This window comes from Amycolatopsis sp. WAC 01416, from assembly GCF_003947485.1.
Taxonomy (GTDB): Bacteria; Actinomycetota; Actinomycetes; order Mycobacteriales; family Pseudonocardiaceae; genus Amycolatopsis.
This window is the reverse complement of sequence record NZ_QHHX01000008.1, coordinates 298371-314460: the sequence shown is the minus strand read 5'-3', so window position 1 is coordinate 314460 and position 16090 is coordinate 298371. Positions and strand designations below refer to the sequence as shown.

Annotated in this window: 15 protein-coding genes; 3 read left to right on the top strand and 12 right to left on the bottom strand. The window is 68.4% G+C overall.

The window, feature by feature from the left end; translation table 11 throughout:
* Positions 1 to 10: 10 nt before the first annotated feature.
* The gene (locus DL990_RS27810) at positions 11 to 775 is read right to left on the bottom strand and encodes a DUF4239 domain-containing protein (RefSeq protein ID WP_125785681.1); all 765 of its coding nucleotides are present in this window, start codon (positions 773 to 775) and stop codon (positions 11 to 13) included.
* Positions 776 to 1260: 485 nt separating this feature from the next.
* Here DL990_RS27810 and DL990_RS27805 point away from each other — a divergent pair, with 485 nt between their 5' ends.
* Positions 1261 to 2286, top strand: coding sequence for a family 2 encapsulin nanocompartment cargo protein polyprenyl transferase (locus tag DL990_RS27805; RefSeq protein WP_125785680.1), 1026 nt, complete (start codon positions 1261 to 1263; stop codon positions 2284 to 2286).
* A gap of 57 nt (positions 2287 to 2343) precedes the next feature.
* Here the strand turns inward: DL990_RS27805 and DL990_RS27800 are convergent, their stop codons facing one another.
* Positions 2344 to 3471 carry a CapA family protein gene (locus tag DL990_RS27800; protein WP_125800402.1) on the bottom strand — a complete coding sequence of 376 codons (1128 nt, stop codon included), beginning with the start codon at positions 3469 to 3471 and terminating at the stop codon, positions 2344 to 2346.
* A gap of 117 nt (positions 3472 to 3588) precedes the next feature.
* On the opposite strand from DL990_RS27800, the gene DL990_RS27795 reads away from it, so the two are divergent.
* Complete coding sequence (locus DL990_RS27795) at positions 3589 to 4008, top strand: hypothetical protein (RefSeq protein ID WP_125800401.1); 420 nt, start codon at positions 3589 to 3591, stop codon at positions 4006 to 4008.
* A gap of 103 nt (positions 4009 to 4111) precedes the next feature.
* Here DL990_RS27795 and DL990_RS27790 read toward each other — a convergent pair whose 3' ends face one another.
* From DL990_RS27790 to DL990_RS27765, 6 genes are all read right to left on the bottom strand, one after another.
* On the bottom strand, positions 4112 to 5434 hold the full coding sequence (locus DL990_RS27790; protein ID WP_125800400.1) for a DNA polymerase IV: 1323 nt from the start codon (positions 5432 to 5434) through the stop codon (positions 4112 to 4114).
* A complete protein-coding gene (locus tag DL990_RS27785) occupies positions 5421 to 5744 on the bottom strand; it encodes a transcriptional regulator (RefSeq protein WP_125785676.1) in 324 nt (107 codons plus the stop codon). The genes DL990_RS27790 and DL990_RS27785 overlap by 14 nt, the downstream gene beginning before the upstream one ends.
* Positions 5741 to 6370 carry a hypothetical protein gene (locus DL990_RS27780; protein ID WP_125800399.1) on the bottom strand — a complete coding sequence of 210 codons (630 nt, stop codon included), beginning with the start codon at positions 6368 to 6370 and terminating at the stop codon, positions 5741 to 5743. Before DL990_RS27780 ends, DL990_RS27785 begins: the two co-directional genes overlap by 4 nt.
* Positions 6371 to 6390: 20 nt before the next feature.
* Positions 6391 to 7122: an ABC transporter permease gene (locus tag DL990_RS27775; RefSeq protein ID WP_125800398.1), complete on the bottom strand. Its 732-nt coding sequence runs from the start codon at positions 7120 to 7122 to the stop codon at positions 6391 to 6393.
* Entirely contained in the window at positions 7119 to 8021 is a 903-nt protein-coding gene (locus DL990_RS27770; RefSeq protein WP_125800397.1) for an ABC transporter ATP-binding protein, read from the bottom strand. Before DL990_RS27770 ends, DL990_RS27775 begins: the two co-directional genes overlap by 4 nt.
* Positions 8022 to 8464: 443 nt before the next feature.
* Positions 8465 to 9970: an alpha/beta hydrolase gene (locus tag DL990_RS27765; protein ID WP_199746621.1), complete on the bottom strand. Its 1506-nt coding sequence runs from the start codon at positions 9968 to 9970 to the stop codon at positions 8465 to 8467.
* Between the two features lie 289 nt (positions 9971 to 10259).
* Here DL990_RS27765 and DL990_RS27760 point away from each other — a divergent pair, with 289 nt between their 5' ends.
* Complete coding sequence (locus DL990_RS27760) at positions 10260 to 11432, top strand: macrolide family glycosyltransferase (RefSeq protein WP_125800396.1); 1173 nt, start codon at positions 10260 to 10262, stop codon at positions 11430 to 11432.
* A 291-nt stretch (positions 11433 to 11723) separates the two neighbouring features.
* Here the strand turns inward: DL990_RS27760 and DL990_RS27755 are convergent, their stop codons facing one another.
* The 4 genes from DL990_RS27755 to DL990_RS27740 are packed head-to-tail and all read right to left on the bottom strand — an operon-like array spanning position 11724 to position 16077.
* Positions 11724 to 13451, bottom strand: coding sequence for an aminotransferase class V-fold PLP-dependent enzyme (locus DL990_RS27755; protein WP_125785671.1), 1728 nt, complete (start codon positions 13449 to 13451; stop codon positions 11724 to 11726).
* Complete coding sequence (locus DL990_RS27750; protein WP_125785670.1) at positions 13448 to 14215, bottom strand: amino acid ABC transporter ATP-binding protein; 768 nt, start codon at positions 14213 to 14215, stop codon at positions 13448 to 13450. The genes DL990_RS27755 and DL990_RS27750 overlap by 4 nt, the downstream gene beginning before the upstream one ends.
* Positions 14208 to 15122 carry an amino acid ABC transporter permease gene (locus DL990_RS27745; protein ID WP_125800395.1) on the bottom strand — a complete coding sequence of 305 codons (915 nt, stop codon included), beginning with the start codon at positions 15120 to 15122 and terminating at the stop codon, positions 14208 to 14210. The genes DL990_RS27750 and DL990_RS27745 overlap by 8 nt, the downstream gene beginning before the upstream one ends.
* The gene (locus tag DL990_RS27740) at positions 15109 to 16077 is read right to left on the bottom strand and encodes an ABC transporter substrate-binding protein (protein WP_125800394.1); all 969 of its coding nucleotides are present in this window, start codon (positions 16075 to 16077) and stop codon (positions 15109 to 15111) included. The genes DL990_RS27745 and DL990_RS27740 overlap by 14 nt, the downstream gene beginning before the upstream one ends.
* Between the last annotated feature and the right edge of the window lie 13 nt (positions 16078 to 16090).

Here is a 16090-nt window from a genome sequence, read left to right as displayed (position 1 = left end):
GCGCACCGGCTCAAGAGATCCGCGCCAGCGCGGCGGTGAAGGCGTCGGGCGGGATCCCTACGCCGCCACCGTACGGGTTCTGCAGCTGGTAGATCGCGAACAGCAGCAACGTGACCGTGCCCGCCAGCGTCGACACGATCACCAGGTGCGCGGCCAGCCGGGTACCGCCGAACAGGTTGGGCAGCAGCACCGAGACGAGGCTGCCGAGGATCAGGGCGAACCAGACCACGCCGCCGACCTTGCCGCCCTCGACCGCGTTGAGCCGCTCCTGCCGGGCCTCGTAGACCTGCCAGAGCTGGGTGGACGCCTCGGCTTTGCGCTCGCGGATCCAGTCGTCGTCCGTTGGAGCCTTGTCGATCGCCTTGCGCAACTGGTCGAGCTGCGTCCAGCCGATGTCGGGGACGGTCTCCTTACCGCCCGCCATCTGCGGCCATTCCTTCTGTTCGACGGTGGCGATGTACGCCGCGCTCAGCTTCCGCACCTCGTCCTTGACCTCGGTCCCCAGTGAATCGGCGGCCCAGACGGTGGCGACCAGGCTGTCCGCCTCGTGGTACGAACCTTCGCGCGCGGCGCTCGCGGAGTCGAAGAGGGAGATCAGGATGAACGCCACCATGACGGCGTGCAGGCCGCCGACGATGGTGAACACCTGGCCGGCGGCGTCGTTGTTGTCCGGCCGTCCTTCGTCCCAGCCGAACCGGCGGACGAGGTAGCCGACGAATCCAGCCAAGGCCGCCGCGCCGACGACCCAAGTGATGCCGGTCAGGTAAATACCCATTCGACTCCTTCCGTGCGCAGAGTGCCGAAACTAGTTCACGCCGAGACAAGTGGAAAAGGTCGCTTGAATCAATTCATACCGGTGGCGGATGAGCCAAAGTCGATCATCACCTTCTCGGCCCAGTTTCCCGTAATTCGAAACGATTTCCGGCACACGCAGGAAAGGGCCGTCACCAGTCGGAGAACGAGGCTTCACGACCGGGTGAGCAGCCACCACGAGACGTCACCGCCGCGACCGCATACCGAGATTTTCCGCAGCTCCGGCACCCGAAAGGCCGCCTCGGAACGACGCGTCCCGGGCCATCCGGCAAACAGGTGAACCTCTCCGCAGACCCGATCGAGTTGTTTGTCCGGGCATTACCGCTTGCTATGTTGACTTTGCACCCACTCCACTCGAATGGGTATCCACGAATTGAGTTGCGGCAGTTCACCTGGTCGACCACCGGTTGTGTCATCCCGTCGACTTCGAGACCGAAAGGGAGTTCGTTGACGACCATCGAGACCCATACCGGTGCCCGGCCCGCCGTCGAAGTGCTGGCCTGGAGCCGGAACCTGCTCGACCCGGCTCTGCGCGAGGCCGTCGACGGACTGCCCGAATCGATGCGGCTCATCGCCGGCTACCACTTCGGGTGGTGGGACGAGCACGGCCGATCGTCCACTTCGGATGGTGGCAAGGCCTTGCGGCCCGCGCTGGCGCTGTTGTCGGCGCAGGCCGTCGGCGGGGACGCCGAAATCGCCGTCCCGGTAGGGGTCGCGGTGGAGATGGTGCACAACTTCTCCCTGCTGCACGACGACGTGATGGACTCCGACACCACCCGGCGGCACCGTCCGACGGCCTGGACCGTTTTCGGTACCGGCGCGGCGATCCTCGCCGGGGACGCCCTGCTGTGCCGGGCCTTCGAGGTGCTGTCCCCGTTCGGGCAGACCGCGCTGCGCGTGCTCAGCACGGCCGTGATCGATCTGCTGGAGGGACAGAGCGCGGATCTGAAGTTCGAGGAACGCGGTGACGTCGACACCGCCGAATGCGTACACATGGCCGAGGGGAAGACCGGCGCGTTGCTCGGGGCGTCCTGCACGCTCGGCGCGCTCGCCGGGGAAGGGAGGCAGGATCAGGTCGACCGGCTGACCGAGTACGGGAGGGCACTCGGGCTGGCGTTCCAGCACATCGACGATCTCCTCGGGATCTGGGGCGATCCGGCGGTGACCGGGAAACCGGTCCACTCGGATCTTTCCCACCGGAAGAAGTCCTTGCCGGTGGTGGCCGCGCTCCACTCCGGGACGGACGCCGGGCGAGAACTGGATGCCTTGTACCGCAAGGAAAACCTCGACGCCGCGGAATTGCCCCACGCGGCGGAGCTGGTGGAACGGGCGGGCGGCCGGACGTGGAGCCAGGAGCAGGCAGACGTGCTCCTGACCGGCGCGCTGCATCATCTCGCCGTCTCGAATCCGGTGCCCCGCCCAGGCGCCGAACTCGCGGCCCTCGCGAAACTGGTGGTGCGGCGACGATATTGACGGCGGGCGCGGGAAGGCAAGGGTGGGCTGGGAAGAGCCCATCCTTGTCCCGCCGGGTCAGCGTCCGGGCCGGGTCAGCCCCTGTTCACCCGCGCCGCGGCTGAGGACGACCTCGTCGGTGGCCTTGAGCGCTTCCGCGCCGGCGTTGCCGCCCTGCCCCGCGCTCAGGTCGAGCAGCCGGATCGGCGGACCGAGCTGGACCAGGGTCGGGACGTATTCTGCCTTGTCGACCTTCCAGCGTTCGCCGTCCCGCACGAATCGGAACCGCGCGGCGGCGCCCTGTTCGGTCGACCCCTTCGGTTCCGAATGCCGGGCGACGCTGTTGCCGAGGCCGTAGGCGACCCACTTGCCGTTGATCCGCTCGAAGGGCTGCACGACGTGCGCGTGGTGGCCGATGATCAGGTCGATCGAGTCGTCGCTGAGGAGCTTCTTCGCGAGTGATCGCTGCTCGGCGGTCGGGTCGTGCTGGTACTCGGTGCCCCAGTGCAGGCTCGCGAGGACGACCTGGGCGCCGGCCTTCCGCGCGGCCTTGGCCTCGGCGATCACGTCTTCGGCGTCGATCTGGTTGACCAGCCAGGGTTTACCGGCGGGCACCTTGATCCCGTTGAACCCGTAGGAGAACGAGATCTGGGCGACCTTGACGCCGTTGACGTCGACGATCAGCGGCTTCTCGGCCTCTTCGGCCGAACGGGCCGAACCGGTGTGCTTGATCCCCGCCTCGTCGAGTTCGTCGAGGGTCCGGGTCGCGCCGGCGGCCCCCTGGTCGATCGTGTGGTTGGACGCCGTCGAGCAGTTGTCGTACCCGGTGTCCTTGAGCGCGGTGACGATCTCGGGCGGCGCACTGAACGACGGGTACCCGCTGTAGGGGCCGCCCTTCGGCGCGAGCGGGGTCTCGAGGTGGCAGATGCCGAGGTCGGCCCCGGAGATCAGCGGTTTGATCCCGGCCAGCAACGGCCGGTAGTCGATCTTGCCGTCGCCGTCCTCCTTGGCCTGGTCGGTCAGCGCGGGGTGGATCAGCACGTCACCGGTCGCGACCACGGTGAACGACCCCTCCGGCACCCGGCTCGACGGTGGCGCCTCGATGGCGGGCGGCTGTTCCTGCTGGTCAGGCGTGGTGCTGCAGGCGGCGAGCAGGACGGCGGCGCCGAGGAGGGCGGTGGTCTGACGGGCGCGGGAGCTGAACATCGATTCCCTCGATCGGGTGACAGTTCTTCCCATCCTGCCTTACGCCGATCGGGTAGGACACTCAACCGAAGTCACCGAGACCACCCGGTTCGCGGCGGTCCTGGGATCATCTCCGCCATGACTGCGCTCTCCCGGTCAGGTCTGATCGGTTTCGTCGTGCTGGCGTTCTGGGTGACCGCGGCGTGTGGTTCGTCGAACGACAGAGCGACGGCGGACGGCACGGCCGGAGTGATCGCGAACGCGATGACCGACGGCGACAACCCCGCCCTCATCGCCTTGACCTGCCCGCGCACGCCGGACAAGCCGGCCGCCCCCGACGAGCTCGTCTCCGGCGAAACACCGGTCACCGTCGGCAGCGTGGACCAAAAGGGACAGGCCGCCATGGCTGTCTTGAACGATCAGCGAAACGCGCAACGGTCGTACGGTGCGCTGCTGGTGCAAGGGGACGACGGGAACTGGTGCCTCTTCGGCTTCCGCAATTGCCCGCGCGACGTCAAGGTGACCAGCGTGAACTTCGTGACGGTCTGCCGCGGCTGAGGCCCTTACCGCTCCCCATGTGACATTGGGGCCGCTCAACGTCCCCAATGCCACATGGGGAGCACACGCCGGCTCGCCGAAGGCACCCACGCACCCTCCGGCCTCAGAGCAGGCAGTCACCGGGTTCTCCCCTGCGCAACGCCGGATCCTCCTGCGGAAAGGTCCGCGCCACCCCCGGCCCGCTGGAGCGCGTCTCGAACCGGACGGTCACCCGCCCGTGCCCGGCCCCCTGCACCCACCCGGTTCCATACGCCTCGTGCACGACGTCGTCGCCGGGCCGCCAACTCGACGACACCACGGGAACCGGCGCCGGAGCCGGGGCGCGCGAGACGACGGGCACGTCCGAAGCCGGGACGGAGAGGGTGAACAGCGGATCCTGATGCGGCACCGAAAGCCCGGAGAACGCGACCCCGGCGAGCCGTACTCCGCCGAACTCGGTCGGGTCGATCAGCAGTCGTTCCGCCATTGAGGCCAGCTGGTCGAATTCGTCGGTCGGCGAGGCCATCGTCTCCGAGCGGGTCACCGTGCTGAAGTCGGTGTGCCGCAGTTTCACCACCACCGTCCGCGCGACCCGGTCGGCGTTGACGAGCCGGCGGTGCGCGTGCGCCGCGAGGTCGCGAACCTCGCGGCGCAGGCTCACCAGGTCGATCAGGTCGCGGTCGAAGGTCGTCTCCGCGCTGACCTGTTTGAGTTCCGCGCGGTCGGACACCGGCCGGTCGTCGACGCCGGTGGCCAGCCGCCGCAGGTCCCTGCCGACCACGCTGCCCAAAGTGGACACCGCGTCGGCGTCGGAGAGCGCGGTCAGCTGGCCCAGTGTCCGGACCCCGATCGCGCGCAGCTTCCCTTCCGCCACCGGGCCGATCCCCCACAGCACCCTGGTCGGCAGCGGCGCGAGGAAATCGCGTTCGGTGCCCTGGTCGACGACGAGCAGCCCGTCCGGTTTCGCCAGATCCGAGGCGACCTTCGCGACCTGTTTCCCCGACGCCGCCCCGATCGACGCCACCAGGCCGATTTCGGACCGGATGTGCTCCCGCAGGCGCGCACCGAATTCCCGCACCTCGTCGGAGGAAGCCCCGGCGAGTGCAGGCGGTTCCGCGAAGGCCTCGTCGAGGGAGATCCGTTCCAGCACCGGCGCGTACTGGGCGACGAGGTCGAACACCTGGGTGCTCAGCAGTTCGTAGAGTTTGAACCGAGGCGGCAGGATGACCCCGGTCGGCGGCAGCAGCCGCCGGGCCTGCGACATCGGCATCGCCGATTTGATCCCGTGTTCGCGCGCCTGGTAACTCGCGCCGGCGACCACGCCGCGCGGGCCCGCGCCGCCGACCAGCACGGCACGCCGCGCCAGGGTCGGCCGGGTCAGCTGTTCACAGGAGGCGTAGAACGCGTCCATGTCGAGGTGGATGACCCACCGGTCATGCGCGCCCATCGCCCGGAACCTCGAGAAGACGGTGCAGGGCCTTCGTGTACTCCTCGAACGCGGCCCGGCCCCGGGTGGTCAACTGGACCAGCGTCACCGGTGTGCGGTGTTCGAAAGCCTTCGTGATCTCGACGTAGCCCGCGTCCTCGAGTTTGCGCAGATGCGTCGACAGGTTGCCCGGTGTCATGTCCAGCAGTTGCTGCAGGCGCGGGAAAGTGATGCTGTCGCCCGGCTCGAGACTCGACAGCGCCACGGTGACCCGCAGCCGCGCCTGCGCGTGGATCACCGGATCGAGCTGGGGCAGCCCGTCTTCGCTCATCGCGCCCGCACCAGGAAGACCAGCGACGCCACCAGGAAGCCACCGCCGCCCGCGACGCTCAGCACGAGGAAGTTGTACGGTCCCCCGGCCAGCACACTCGCCGCACCGCAAGCGATGATCCAGACGCCGAGGCCGTACTGCAGTCTGCTCTGCCACAGCATCCCGCCGGCGAGATACATCAGTCCGGTCAGCATGAGCGCGGTCCCCGACCACAGCAACGGGATCAGCCCGGTGTCGAGGCCGAGGCGGATCAGCGCGGTGTTCACCACCGTCAGCCCGCCGAACGCGATCATCCAGCTCCACCCGTACATCGCGCCGACGAGCCGGGACGGCCCGCGCACGCCGCGGCCGGCACGGATGCCGTAGACCGCCGAATACGCCATGGCCCCGACGAAACCGGCGCCGGCGATCACCGCGGCGGCCCACATCGGCATCAGCGCGGTGGGCGGGGCGGAGACGTAGACGAGCCCGAAACCGAACAGCCACACCAGCCCCCAGACGGCCAGCAGCACCGCGGGATTCGGCCCGATCTCACGCCGGGTCTTCTCCGACTGCGCGGCGATGAGCGCGAGCGACTCCTCGGGCGTCATCGACCGCGCGTCGTCGTCCCGTTCATCCTCCACCACTTCGGAAAACTAACACGGGTTCACAGTCTCGCCGTGTCGAGCCGGAACCTCGCCATCACCACGAGCGCGGGCACCACCAGCCACGCCGCGAGCACCCCGACGGCGGTCACCGTGCCCGATCCGCCGAGCACCGGCGCGCGGCCGATTTCACCGAGCCAGTAAGTCGGCATGAGGTGCCCGGCGGTGTTCATCCAGCCGGGCAGGACCTGCAGCGGGATCCACAATCCGCCGAACATGCCGAGCGGCAGCATCAGCGCGCCGGTCACCGCCTGGACGGTGTCGCCCTTGCCGAACAGGCCGATCATCAGGCCCAGCACCGCGAAGGGCAGCGTCCCGAGCCAGAGCGTGCCGAAGATCGTCAGCCACTGCCCGGTTTCGAGCCGGATACCGCGGATCATCCCGGCCGCGAAGATCACCAGCAGCACGGGCAACGCGACGAACATCCCCGCCGACACCTTGACCCCTAGATAGCCCGGCGCTCGCAGCGGCGTCAGCCTCAAGGTGCGCTGCCAGCCGTCGGTGCGCTCGGTGGCGACACGGGTGCCGGTGAACAGCGCGGCGGTCATGGCGCCGTACGCGGCCATGTTCACCATGGTCACGGTCGCGGTCGAAATCCCGGGAGCGATCTCCTGGGCGCCGAAGATCCCACCGAACAGCAGGAACATCGCCAGTGGCATGCCGATGGTGAACAACGCGAACTGCGGGCTGCGGACGATGCGTTTGATCTCGAGCGCCAAGTAGTTCAGGTTCATTTCAAAGCTCCTTCGGCCGCATCGGCGGTCAGCGCGATGAAGGCTTCTTCCAGTCCCACAGCGGTGATTTCGATGTTCGAGGCGAGCGGGAACTCGCGCAGCAGGCCGCGGATGGCGGCGTCGGAATCGGCGCACCCCAGTTCCGCGTGGCCTGCCCGGACTACCGCGCGCGACACCCCGGGCAACGCGGCCAGCGCGGCTTCGGTGGCATCCGGGACGACGGCGCGCAGCACCCGTCGGGCGACCGCGGCCCGGACCTCGCCGACCGGGCCGTCCGCGACGACGCGACCGTGCCGCATGAGCACGACGCGGTCCGCGTAGTCCTCGGCTTCGGCGAGGTAATGCGTCGCGAAGAGCACCGTGCGGCCCGTCCCGGTGTACTCGCGCATCGAGGCCCAGAAGCGGCGGCGCCCGTCGACGTCCATGGCCGCGGTCGGCTCGTCGAGTACCAGCAGGTCCGGATCGCCGACCAGCGCGAGCGCGAACCGCACCCGCTGTTGCTCGCCGCCGGAGAGCTTCCCGCAGCGGCGATTCGCGTATTCGGTGACTCCGGCGCGCTCGAGGACCTCGCGGACCGACAGCGAATTCCGATGCAGCGAGGCGAACAGGCCGACGAGTTCGGCGACCGTCGCGTCCCTCAGCAGCGTCCCGTTCTGCGCCATCGCGCCGACCATCCCCCGGTCCATCGCCTCGGCCGCGCCGAGTCCGGCGACCCGCACCCGGCCGGAATCCGGCCTGGTCAGCCCCAGCAGCATGTCGATGGTGGTCGACTTGCCCGCCCCGTTCGGCCCGAGCAGCGCCACCACCTCCCCCGGTGCGACCCGCACGCTGACGTCGTCGACGGCCAGGACGTCACCGAAGTGCTTCACCAGCCCTTCGAGGCTGAACGCGTCCGCCATGACTTTCCCCCTTCGAGCACTCTGAACTACAAAGCTCACTTTCACTTTGTAACACAAAGTCCCCTGTCGCGGAAACCCCAGAAGTCCATGAAGGCCTCCTTGAGGGACTCTGGGTCCCTCAAGGAGGCCTTCATTTGTGTGCCTACGTCTGACCTGCGGGTTGGCGGGTGGGTCGTGAGGTGATGTCACCACCAGGCCGATGGACGTCGCGCGTGATTGAAGGCGGAACTCGCGTGTTTAAACGCGGAACTCGCGTGATTGGAGGCCGATCTCGCCCGTGACCGGGTCCGCCGTGAGTTCCGCTTCCAATCACGCGAGTTCCGCGTCCAATCACGCGTGTCACGCCTAAGGCCACACGACGACCAAGGGGGATCTCAGAGTGCGAACCCCGAGTAGTGGGTAAGCAAATGCGGTGTCCCCCAGGAGGCCTTCACGGACTTGGGCTAGGCGGGCACCGGGAGGGGCAGCGGCGCGCACTCGACGTCGGCCGTCCGCCCCGGTTTGCGTTCGGGGAGCGCCCCGGTCGCCAGGTAGTCGGCGATTCGGCTGTCGACGCACGCGTTGCCGCGCGGGGTGATGGCGTGGCTAGTGCCACCCGGCTCACCGATCAGGCGAGCGCCGGGGAACCGGCTACGCACCTCGAGGCTGCCTTCGTACGGCGTCGCCGCGTCGAGCGTCTCGCCGATCATCAGCACACTCGGCACCTTCGAGCCGTCGACCTTCACCGGCTTGCCCGGCTTCGCGTGCCAGGACCGGCAAGGAGCGTTGTACCAGGCGTTCTGCCATGTGAAGTACGGCGCCTTCTCATGGGTGCGCCAGTTGTCGCGCTTCCACTGCTGCCAGCTCGGCGGCAACTTCACGTCGGTGCACACGACGGCGAGGTAGACGGCGTAACCGTTGTCGTCGCCGCGCCCGCCGAAGCTCTCGAACAGGCCTTTCATCGTCTGCCAGTCGCCCTTGACGAACTTCGTCAGCGCGTCACCGAGCAGCGTCCAGTTCAGCTGGCGGTACGAAGCCTGCAGGAAGACGTCGAGGAACTCGGCGGGACCGATGTAGCCGCCCGCCGGCGCCGCGGCCAGCTTCTTCAGCTGCGTGTCGAAGACCTGCTTCACCGCGGCCTGGGTCTTGCCGAGGTGGTAGACGTCGTCGTGCGAGGCGACCCAGCCGAACCAGATGCCGAGGTTGACGTCGGACGCGAGATCCTGGTTCAGGAAGGCCTGATACCAGACATTGCGAGGGTCCACAGTGGAATCGAGGACCATGCGGCGGACGTGCCGCGGGAACAGTGTCCCGTAGACCTGGCCGAGGTAGGTGCCGTAGGAGTACCCGTAGAAGTTCAGCTGCTCCGCACCGAGCGCCTCGCGGATGCTTTCCATGTCCTTGACCGTGTCGGTCGTCTTCATGTTCTCGAGCAGCGCGAGGCTGTTCTTCTCGGCGCACGCGTCGGCGTAGGACTTCGAGCGCAGCAACCAGGTCTTCTCCAGCTGCCGCGTCGTCGGCACGTAGTTCGGCCGGTGGTAATCCATGTAGTTCGGGACACAGGAAAGCGCGGGCTTGCTGGCGCCGACGCCGCGCGGGTCGAAACCGACCCAGTCGTAGGCGTCGCCGGCGTGGTTGGGCACGCGCGGCCCGCGAGTCGCGAGCAGCAACCCGGAACCGCCGGGCCCACCGGGGATGGTGAACATGACGCCTTGGTACCGCGCGTCGGGCGCCTTGTGCTTGACGCGGCTGAGCGCGAGCTGGATCTTCTCACCGCGCGGCCTCGAATAGTCCAGCGGGACCGGCAGATAGCCGCATTCCGCGCCGGCGTTGATCAAGGTCTGGTCGGTACAAGCGCCCCAGGTGATCGTCCCGGCGGGCTGCGCCTGTTCCGCCGCGACGGCGGGCGCGGTCACCGCGACCGACGCGAGCGTGGCCACGGCCAGCGCGGTGATGAGAACACGTCTCAAGGTTCTCCCCTTCCCTGCGAAGGTGAAAGCCCGGAAACCCTACCCACGTCCATGACCCGCGAAAGCCTTCCGGCGAAGGTCCCTGCAAACGGCGGGTCCCGATCGCGGCAAACCGGGCAACGCGTTAACCGGTTGGGAGGCCACGCGGGGCGCGCTAGGATCTCGATCATGATCTGCCACGTCCGCATGCGCACCGCCTGAGTCGGCGTGACCGCAGGGCCGCCCGCGACCGGGTGGCCCCTTTTCCGCGCGCCGTCTGACGCTCCTTCACGAATTCAGACAGGACATCATGCAGAACACGCATATCGCCATGATCGGCAGCACCGCGCCGAGCCACATCTACCCGTCGCTGGCCGTCATCCGTGAGCTGGTCGCCCGAGGGCACCGGGTCAGCTACGCCGTGGGCGAACCGCTCACCGGGTTGATCGAACCGACCGGGGCCGAGGTCGTCCCGCATCCGTCGATCCTCCCGCTCGGCGACCAGTCGGCGTGGCCGGAGGATCCGGCGTCGCAGATGCGGGTCTTCCTCGACGAGGGCATCCAGGCGATGCCGGTGCTCACCGATTTCTACGACCGGAACCGTCCGGACCTGCTGCTGTACGACATCGGCGGGCTTCCGGCTCCGCTGCTCGCCAGGCGCTACGACGTTCCGGCGGTGCAGCTTTCGCCGACCTATGTCGCCTGGGAAGGCTACGAAGAGGACATGGGTGAGATCCTGACCTCGATCCGGACCTCACCGTCCGGAAAGGACTATTTCACCACTTTCACCCGGTGGCTGAACGAGAACGGCATCGAGGCCGATGCCTGGGACTGGATCTCCCACCCGTCCCAGGTGCTCGCGCTGCTGCCGAGGGCGATGCAGCCCAACGTCGAACGGGTGCCGTCGTCGGTCCGCTTCGTCGGCCCGGCACTGGACCCGGAACGCCTCGCCGACCGGAGCTGGACGCCGCCGTCGAACGGCAGGAAAGTCCTGCTGATGTCGCTCGGCACCGCGTTCACCGACCAGCTGGACCTGTTCCGCGCTTGCGTGGACGGGTTCCGCGACTCGGACTGGCACGTGGTCATCTCGATCGGCCAGACCGATCCGGCCGCGCTCGGGCCGCTGCCCGAGCACATCGAGGTGCGCCCGTTCGTCCCGCAGCTCGCGGTACTCGAGGCCGCGTCGGCGTTCATCACGCACGCCGGCATGGGCGGCAGCACGGAATCGCTGTGGTACGGCGTGCCGACCGTCGCGATCCCGCTGGCCACCGACGGTTTCGGCAACGCGGCGAAGCTCGCGGAACTCGGCGTCGGCGAGCAACTCGCGGCCGACGAGGTGACGGCCCCGACGTTACGGGCCGCCGTCGAGCGGGTCGCCGGGTCGCCTTCCGTGGCCGCGCGGCTTGCTGAGGTGCGGGCCGAGACGCGCGGAAACGGCGGCATCGACCGGGCCGCCGATGCCGTGGAGTCCTTCCTGAACTAGCGCCCTCATGAGTGGTAAGGACGGTTCTAACCGTCTTTACAGCCTTGACCGGCTCGGTACCGGTGGCCTTGCCCGCCCGAGGCCTCCGTCCCTCGGCTCAGCCGAGGGACGGAGGCCTTCACGCGCAGCTGTTGTGACTACTGGTCCCTCAAGGAGGCCTTGACGGACCGTGCCTGGCACCGATCAGCAGCCGGATCCACGCCATGAAAGGACTGGTCACCCGCTGCGATGAAGGACGCTTTCATTGCAAATTTTGCTATGAAAGCGTCCTTCATCGCGCGCGCGAGAGCGTCAGGTGCCCCGGATCTCGTTCAGGTAGTTGTAGATCGTGTACCGCGTGACGTCGAGTTCCCCGGCGAGGTGGTCCACCGAGTCCTTGATGAGGAAGAACCCCGCCTCGTCGAGTTCGCGGACCACCGCCGCCTTGTGCCGCTTCTTCATCAGGTCCACCGGGATCCCGGCCTTCGCCACCGCGCGCCCGACCAGGAACCGCTGCAGGCTGTCGACGTCCGGCGGGAAGGTCTCGGGTTCGTGCCCGTTGGCTTTCGGCGAACCGTCGGACAGCCGGTTGACGCACAGGCAGCCGATCGCGACCCCGTCGGCGTCCCGCAGGAACAGCGTCGAGGAACGGATCGCCCGGCCGTCGGGGCCGTGGGTCTCGTAGTTCGTCAGGTCCTGCGTGGTGCCGCGACGGACGAGGCCCAGCAGCAGATCCGTCATCGGCCCGCCGACCGTCCGGCCGGTGAGGTCGCCCGCGATGGCGACGATCGAGTCCGGCAGCCTGCTCAGATCGTGCAGCAGGACCTCGTTGCCCGGCCCCAGCATCGCCGCGAGCGCGTGCACCGCCGGGACGAGCGCGGTGAGCAGGTCACTCGACGCCACTCCGACCGCGGGAACTCCGGAGAACACCGTGACCGGTTTGTTCAGCCGCTCCAACGCCGTCCGCACCTGTTCCGCCGCGCTCGCCGGAGTGGACGCGTGCGGGGACAGCCGGACGTGCTCCGGCCGCACGGTCGCGGCGATCCCGGCGTCCGCCAGCGCGGCCCCGACCTGTTCGGCGGCCTGCCCTGGCAGAGTGAAAGCGAGGATCCCGGCCCGCCGGTCCACGGCCGAAACCACCTCTCCCCCGGCGGATTTCACGACTTCTTCGAGTTCACCGACGCGTTCGGTGATCCGCGCGGCGATGGCCTCGACGCCCGCCTCTTCGACCAGTTCCAAAGCGGCGGCGAACGCGCCCGACGTGATCGGGCTCAAGTTCGAAATCGACCAGGCGGCCGCGGTCTCGTCGGCAGGATGGATCTCGTCGTCGAACAGGCCCGGGTCACGGGCGCCGGTCCAGCCGGACAGGATCGGTTCCATCCGCTCCAGCGCCCGGTCCGAAAGCACCGCGAAACCGGTGCCCCAGCCCGCCCGCAACCACTTCTGCCCACCGACGACGAGCACGTCCGCGACTTCCCACGGTGCCTCGGTCACCCCGAAGCCCTGGATCCCGTCGACCACGAGCAGCCGGTCGCCGACCACCTCCCGGATCGCCGCCAGGTCGGCGCGATACCCGGTACGGAAGTCGACCGCGCTCACGCTGACCAGCGACGTCTCCGGCGTCAGCGCCGACTTGACCGCGTCCGCCGTGACGTTCCCGAGCGGCAGCCGCCGCACGGTCAGCCGTCCCGCCTGTTCGGCCCGCGCCCATGGGTAGGTGTTGGCCGGGAACTCCGCCGAAGACACCAGCGTCTCACCGCCGGGAGCGTTGAACGCCGCCTGGAACAGGCCGAGACTGGTGTGCGGCAACAACACCGTGTGGTCGGTGTCGCTGCCGGAAAGCCGCGCGGCGGCGGCCTTGGCCCTGGTCTCCTGCCGCATCAGGTCGTCCACAGTGGACGGACCGGCCTTGGTGGAGGCGTCGAGCAGGCTCGCCGTCGTGTCGAGCACGGCGTGCGACGGCGGGCCGAACCGCGCGAAGTCGAGGTACCCGGCAGGCTCGTCGAACTGCAGCAGGTACCGCGGGGAGATCCGCGTCATGCGAGGACCCGTGCCAGGAACTGCTTGGTCCGCTCGTGCTTCGGAGCGCTCAGAAGCTCCCCCGGCGGCCCGGTCTCGACGACCATGCCGTCGGCCATGAACACCACCTCGTCCGCGGCCTCGGCCGCGAACCCCATCTCATGCGTCACCACGACCATCGTCATCCCCTCCGCGGCCAACGTACCCATCACCGCCAGCACCTCGCCCACGAGTTCCGGGTCGAGTGCCGACGTCGGCTCGTCGAACAGCATCAGCTTCGGTTTCATCGCTAGCGACCGGGCGATCGCGACGCGCTGCTGCTGCCCGCCCGACAGCTGCGCCGGATAGGCGTCGGCACGGTGTGCGAGGCCGACCCTGTCGAGCAGTTCGAGCGCCTGGACGCGCGCTTCCTCGGGGTTCAGCCCGAGCACCCGCACCGGCCCCTCGATGACGTTCTGCAGCGCCGTCCGGTGGCCGAACAGGTTGAACCGCTGGAACACCATGCCGATGTCGCGCCGCTGCCGGGCGACCTCACGCTCCTTCAGTTCGTACAGTTTTCCGTTGCGCAGCCGGAAACCGATCGGTTCGCCGTCGACCCAGACCTGTCCGGCGTCGATCGTCTCCAGATGGTTTACACAGCGCAGGAAGGTGCTCTTCCCCGCGCCCGACGGGCCGAGCAGGCAGACCACTTGTCCTTTGTGGACTTCGAGGTCGATTCCGCCGAGCACCTCGGTGTGGCCGTAGCTCTTGCGGACGCCGACGGCTTTGAGCAGCGGCTCAGACACGTTCACTCCTCACCAGCGGCGCGGTGCGCAAAGCCTTGGCCGCACGGGAGAACGCGCTCCGCGACCGGTCTTCGGAATCGAAGGCGCGCTCCAGGTAGTGCTGCCCGACCCCGGCGACGGTCACCACGACCATGTACCAGACGGCGGCGGCCAGCAGCGTCTCCATGACCAGCAGGTTGTTGGACGAGATGTTGTTGGCGGCGTGGATCAGTTCGGTCACGCCGATCACCGACGCCATCGACGTCCCTTTGAGCATGTTGATGAAGTCGTTGCCGGTCGGCGGGATGATCACCCGCATCGCCTGCGGCAGCACCACGCGGCGCAGGGTCGCGCCAGGCGACATCCCGATGGACTTCGCCGCCTCGGTCTGTCCACTGTCGACACTGTTCAGCCCGGCGCGGACGATCTCCGCCATGTACGCGCTTTCGTTGAGCGCCAAGCCCAGCAGCGCGGCGGTGAACGCGGTGATCAGCACGTTGGTCTGCTCGTGCAGCAGGTGGCCGCCGAACGGCAGCGGGATCGAGATGAACTCGAACACCAGCGCCAGGTTGTACCAGATCAGGATCTGCAGCAGCACCGGAAGCCCGCGGAACAACCAGATGTAACCCGCCGCGAACCAGCGCGCCACCGGATTCGCCGAGCGGCGCATCAGCGCGATCACGATCCCGATGACGATCGCCGAACCCTGTGCGATCACCGCGAGCAGCACGGTGTTGAGCAGACCGACCGCCATCACCCGGTACCAGAGGAACTCCGGGACGGAATCCCACTGGATCTGGGCGTTCCCGAGCGCGATCCCGAGCAGGATCAGCAGCACGAGGATGACGACGGCACTGACCCAACGACCCCAGTGCCTCAGCCGGACGATCGGCAGCGGCTCGGCTGTCGACCCCCTAGCTTCCGGCATTGAGCTTCGCCTCCTTGACCGCGCCCTGCTCGACGCCCCATGCCTGCAGGATCTTGCCGTAACCGCCGTCGGCGATCAGGGACTGCAACGCCTTCTGGACGGACTCGGCCAGCGGCTTGTTCTCCTTGTTGACGCCGATCCCGTACGGCCCGCCGTTGATCGGCTCGCCGGGGACGACCTCGAAGAACTTGCCATCGCCCGCGGTCCGCGAGATGTAGACCGCACTGGGCAGGTCGTTGAGGATGGCGGCGACCCGGCCGGTGCGGAGCTGGTTCTGGTTCTGGGTGTCGGAATCGGTCGCGGTCACGGTCAGCGCGGGCTTGCCCGCCTGCGTGCACTTGCCGTTCTGCTCTTCGGCGAACTTCTGGTGGCTCGTCCCCTGCACGACCGCGACGTTCTTGCCGCACAACGTGTCCGCGCCGGTGATCTGGTCCGGGTTGCTCTTGCGGACCATGATCGTGATGCCGGAGGAGAAGTAGTCGACGAAATCGATCTGCGCCTGGCGGGTCTTGGTGTCGTTCATCGCGGCCATCGTGAGGTCGACGCGGCCGGACTGGAGACTCGTGATCAGCGAACCGAACGCCATGTCCTGGTGGTGCACGGTGACGCCCAGCTTCTTGCCGATGGCCTTGGCGAGGTCGACCTCGTAGCCGATCGGGGTCTTGCCGTCGGCGGCGTAGAAGTTGTTGGGCGCGGACTGCAGGTTCGAGGCCAGGTGCAGCATCCCGGCCTGCGCGTACTTCGCGGGCAGGGTGCCGGCGACGGCGGCGTCCTTCTGGACGGACTCGATCAACGCGGTCGTGTCCGGGATGGCGGCGGGAGCGCCCGGGGTGGCGGGTTCCTGCCCGCCGGCTCCGTCGGGCCCGCCTCCGCAGGCCGCAGTGACGAACGCGGCCAGGCCGGTGAGCACGGCCAGGCGCCAGGTTCGGGTCAGGGTGAGCGGCGTCGACGGCATGAAGGACCTCCAC

Coding starts and splice junctions, on each gene's coding strand:
- DL990_RS27810 (WP_125785681.1), bottom strand. CDS start 775: ATGGGTATTTACCTGACCGGCATCACTTGGGTCGTCGGCGCGGCGGCC.
- DL990_RS27800 (WP_125800402.1), bottom strand. CDS start 3,471: ATGTTCAGCTCCCGCGCCCGTCAGACCACCGCCCTCCTCGGCGCCGCC.
- DL990_RS27795 (WP_125800401.1), top strand. CDS start 3,589: ATGACTGCGCTCTCCCGGTCAGGTCTGATCGGTTTCGTCGTGCTGGCG.
- DL990_RS27790 (WP_125800400.1), bottom strand. CDS start 5,434: ATGGGCGCGCATGACCGGTGGGTCATCCACCTCGACATGGACGCGTTC.
- DL990_RS27785 (WP_125785676.1), bottom strand. CDS start 5,744: ATGAGCGAAGACGGGCTGCCCCAGCTCGATCCGGTGATCCACGCGCAG.
- DL990_RS27775 (WP_125800398.1), bottom strand. CDS start 7,122: ATGAACCTGAACTACTTGGCGCTCGAGATCAAACGCATCGTCCGCAGC.
- DL990_RS27770 (WP_125800397.1), bottom strand. CDS start 8,021: ATGGCGGACGCGTTCAGCCTCGAAGGGCTGGTGAAGCACTTCGGTGAC.
- DL990_RS27760 (WP_125800396.1), top strand. CDS start 10,260: ATGCAGAACACGCATATCGCCATGATCGGCAGCACCGCGCCGAGCCAC.
- DL990_RS27755 (WP_125785671.1), bottom strand. CDS start 13,451: ATGACGCGGATCTCCCCGCGGTACCTGCTGCAGTTCGACGAGCCTGCC.
- DL990_RS27745 (WP_125800395.1), bottom strand. CDS start 15,122: ATGCCGGAAGCTAGGGGGTCGACAGCCGAGCCGCTGCCGATCGTCCGG.
- DL990_RS27740 (WP_125800394.1), bottom strand. CDS start 16,077: ATGCCGTCGACGCCGCTCACCCTGACCCGAACCTGGCGCCTGGCCGTG.